This is a genomic window from Oleiagrimonas sp. (assembly GCF_027858935.1).
In the GTDB taxonomy this organism is placed as follows: Bacteria; Pseudomonadota; Gammaproteobacteria; order Xanthomonadales; family Rhodanobacteraceae; genus Oleiagrimonas.
In genome coordinates this window covers 1-3,535 of sequence record NZ_JAQIBU010000344.1, presented here as the reverse complement: position 1 = coordinate 3,535, position 3,535 = coordinate 1, and the positions used below count along the sequence as shown (strand labels likewise).

The window sequence follows — 3,535 nt, the reverse complement described above, 5'->3', positions numbered from 1 at the left end:
GCGGCCTGTTCGCCGCCCATCACGCTGATGCGCGCGTTGGGCCAGGTCCACAAAAAGCGCGCGCCGTAGGCGCGTCCGCACATGGCGTAGTTGCCCGCGCCGAAGCTGCCGCCGATGATTACGGTGAACTTGGGCACGTGCGAGCAGGCCACGGCAGTGACCATCTTGGCCCCGTCCTTGGCGATGCCGGCGTTCTCGTACTTCTTGCCGACCATGAACCCGGTGATGTTCTGCAGAAACACCAGCGGTACGTTGCGCTGGTTGCACAGCTCGATGAAGTGCGCGCCCTTGAGCGCGCTCTCGGCGAACAGGATGCCGTTGTTGGCGATGATGCCGACCGGATAGCCGTGGAGGTGCGCGAAGCCGGTGACCAGGGTCTTGCCGTAGCGTGCCTTGAACTCGTGGAACTCGGAACCGTCGACGATGCGCGCGATCACCTCGCGGATATCGAACGGGCGACGGGTGTCCTGCGGGATCACGCCGTACAGCTGCTCGGGCGGATAGTTTGGTTCGACCGGCGCGCGCACGGCCAGCGGCATGGCCTTGGTCCGGTTCAGCGTGGCGACGATATCGCGGGCAATGGCCAGCGCGTGGGCGTCGTTCTCGGCGAAATGGTCGGCCACACCGGACTGCGCGGTGTGCACGTCAGCGCCGCCCAGCGCCTCGGCATCCACCTCCTCGCCGGTGGCCGCCTTCACCAGCGGTGGTCCGCCGAGGAAAATCGTGCCCTGTTCGCGCACGATGATGGTCTCGTCGCTCATCGCCGGAACGTAGGCGCCGCCGGCGGTGCACGAGCCCATGACCACGGCGATCTGCGCGATGCCCAGCGCGGACAGGCGCGCCTGATTGTAGAAGATGCGTCCGAAATGCTCCTTGTCCGGGAAGACTTCGTCCTGCAGTGGCAGGAAGGCGCCGCCGGAATCGACCAGGTAGATGCACGGCAGGTGGTTTTCCAGCGCCACTTCCTGCGCGCGCAGGTGCTTTTTCACCGTCATCGGGAAATAGGTGCCGCCCTTGACCGTGGCGTCGTTGGCCACGATCACCACCTCGGTCCCGTGCACGCGACCGATGCCGGTCACCAGGCCGGCTGCGGGCGCGACATCGTCATACATGCCGTGCGCTGCAAGGGCCGAGAACTCTAGGAACGGCGAGCCGGTGTCGAGCAGTGCGCGGATGCGCTCGCGCACCAGCAGCTTGTCGCGCGCCAGATGCTTCTCGCGGGCGCGCTCGCCGCCGCCCTTGCCGACGCGTGCCAGGTGTTGTTTCAGGTCATCGACCAGGCCCCCCAAGTATTCGGTATTGGCGCGGAAATCATCGGCGCGGATGTCGATGCGGGATTCAATCGTGGGCATGGCGGCAACGCTGATGGCAAAAACCCATGATACGCCGCGCGGGTTCGCGCGCCCAAACAAGCAGGCATCCCCCTGGAGGTCCGCTGCGGCGATGGCCGCGCGCCGTGCTTGCGTCACGGGCATGAAAAAACCGGCTGCGCGAACGCAGCCGGTCTGGATTCACAAAGCAAGGCAGCAGGTGATTACTGGCCGGAACCGTCTGAATCACCGTCTGAATCGCTGGACGATGCGTTTGCCGGGGCAGTGGAGCTGCTCGGGGCCATTGCTGTGCCGGATGCGCTCGGAGTCATCGAAGCGGAGCTCGACATCGCAGGCTTCATGGCCGTGCTGGCTTCCGGAGTCGCGGCCGGCTGAGTCGGAGCTGCGGTCTCGGGTGCCGCTGCCTTCTGGCTTTCATCCGTACCACTCTTGCTGCATGCGGCCAGAAGAGCCACCAGTGCGCAAGCAAACAAAATACGCGTGAACTTCATTGAGCTTCTCCTCGAATGCCGTGGATTGCCGGAATGGCCCTCTATTAATACCGCTTTCAGACGTGCAAAGCCATACCGAGTGCCGTTTGGGCGGATATTCGTTATCCCGCGAGTCAGATTGAACGCGTTCCTTCTTACCCGCCTCAGATTCGTTCGACTGCCACGGCCGTTGCCTCGCCGCCGCCGATGCACAGCGAAGCTACGCCGCGTTTCACGCCACGCTCCTTCATGGCACCCAGCAGGGTGACCATGATGCGCGCTCCGCTGGCACCGATCGGATGCCCCAGTGCGCAGGCGCCACCATGCACATTGACCTTGTCATGCGGAATGCCCAGCTCCTTCATCGCGGCCATGGCGACCACGGCAAAGGCTTCATTGATCTCGAACAGGTCGACTTCACCGATGCTCCAGCCCGCCTTGTCGAGCACCTTCTGGATCGCCCCGATCGGCGCGGTGGTGAACCATTCCGGCTCCTGCGAGTGGGTGGCGTGGGCCACGATGCGCGCCAGCGGCTGAAGGCCGCGCTTCTCAGCCTCGTCTGCGCCCATCAGGATCATGGCCGCGGCACCATCGGAAATGCTTGAGGCACTGGCTGCGGTGATGGTGCCGTTTTCCTTGCGGAACGCCGGGCGCAGCGAGGGGATCTTGTCGATGTTGCTGCGGCCGGGCTGCTCGTCGGTGCGGTGCTCGACCTCGCCCTTGCGGCCCTTGACCGTGACGGTGACGATTTCCTCCTCAAAGCTGCCCGCATCCTGCGCAGCACGTGCACGCTGCACCGATTCGATGGCAAACGCGTCCTGGTCTTCGCGCGTGAAATGGTACTTGTCGGCGCAGGACTCGCCGAATACGCCCATGGCCTTGCCGTCGTAGGGGTTGGTCAGGCCATCCCAGGCCATGTGGTCGACCAGGCTGCCGTTGCCGTAGCGAATGCCGGCGCGTGCCTGCACCATGTGCGGCGCGTTGGTCATCGATTCCATGCCGCCGGCAACCACCACCGTGGCCGAACCGGCCTTGATCAGGTCGTGGCCCAGCATCACCGCCTTCATGCCCGAACCGCAGACCTTGTTGATGGTGGTGCAGCCGGTGGACATCGGCAGGCCTGCGCCCAGCGAAGCCTGGCGGGCCGGGGCCTGGCCCAGGTTGGCCGGCAGCACACAGCCCATGAAGACCTCGGATACGTCCTGGGCTGCAACGCCGGACTGTTCCAGGGCCGCGGCAATGGCCGTCGCACCCAGCGTCGGCGATGGCACGCCGCTGTACTGGCCCATGAACGAGCCGATGGCGGTGCGCTTGGCACCAATGATGACGATATCGGACATGGAATGCTCCGTGCGATGCGTGAAGGGTAGGGTCGATCGACCGCCTAGCCGCTCATTATGAGGCCTTCCAACGGGTACGGGCAACGCGAACCTGAACGGAAAGCCAGGTAATGATGTTTGAAAATCGGCCACTTAGGAAAAACTGGTATGGTTGGAGATATAAGTATCGGCATGGAACTACACTGTCGATGGGGAGCGAATCTAGCAGCGCTTTCTGCTTGAACTTTTGAGGGTTGCAAGGATGAATATCTTCAAAATGCGGCTACGGCCCATTAGCGCGGCCGTAGCCATGGCCGTAGCGCTGAGTCTTACAGGCTGCGGCGGCGGCGGCGGAAATGTTCGTCCTCCGCCCGCCGCTCCTGCCTCCACCCCGCCGCCCGCTCCGGCACCGGCA

At 64.2% G+C, this 3,535-nt stretch carries 3 protein-coding genes; 1 reads left to right on the top strand and 2 read right to left on the bottom strand.

The genetic code is table 11. The annotated features are described in order from the left end of the window. Positions 1–1,352, bottom strand: a 1,352-nt coding sequence (locus PF446_RS13095) for a carboxyl transferase domain-containing protein (protein ID WP_298072320.1), incomplete at its 3' end; no start/stop codon positions are given. Positions 1,353–1,460: 108 nt separating this feature from the next. On the opposite strand from PF446_RS13095, the gene PF446_RS13090 reads away from it, so the two are divergent. Then, positions 1,461–1,706 carry a hypothetical protein gene (locus tag PF446_RS13090; RefSeq protein WP_298072318.1) on the top strand — a complete coding sequence of 82 codons (246 nt, stop codon included), beginning with the start codon at positions 1,461–1,463 and terminating at the stop codon, positions 1,704–1,706. Between the two features lie 259 nt (positions 1,707–1,965). On the opposite strand, the gene PF446_RS13085 is transcribed toward PF446_RS13090, so the two are convergent. Next, positions 1,966–3,141 carry an acetyl-CoA C-acyltransferase gene (locus PF446_RS13085; protein ID WP_298072316.1) on the bottom strand — a complete coding sequence of 392 codons (1,176 nt, stop codon included), beginning with the start codon at positions 3,139–3,141 and terminating at the stop codon, positions 1,966–1,968. Positions 3,142–3,535: the final 394 nt, after the last annotated feature.